This window comes from Lacinutrix salivirga (assembly GCF_053604675.1).
Genome location: NZ_JBSHNP010000003.1, coordinates 1 through 298, shown reverse-complemented (window position 1 = coordinate 298; position 298 = coordinate 1). Strand labels below are relative to the sequence as shown.

Annotated in this window: 1 protein-coding gene; it reads left to right on the top strand. The window is 29.9% G+C overall.

The window, feature by feature from the left end; all coding sequences use genetic code 11:
* Positions 1-262: transposase (locus tag ACVC5O_RS00015; protein WP_452219416.1), on the top strand; the 262-nt coding region annotated here is incomplete at its 5' end.
* Positions 263-298 lie beyond the last annotated feature (36 nt).

Here is a 298-nt window from a genome sequence, read left to right as displayed (position 1 = left end):
TGGAAGTAGTGTAAAAGGACGACCACGAATAAGCAAAATAGGTAATCAAAAACTACGAAATTTATTATTTATGTGCAGTTTTAATGCTTGTAAATATAACAAAGCATGTAGAGAACTTTATGAGCGATTAGTAGCCAAAGGAAAGAGTAAAAAATTAGCGTTAATCGCAGTATGCAATAAGTTATTGAAACAAGCCTTTGCAATTGCTAAATCGGGATTAATATATGATGATTCTTACAGAAGTACTTTAGTGAAAAATTAATGAGTTTTTACTTGTTTTTTACCACAGTACTTTGTT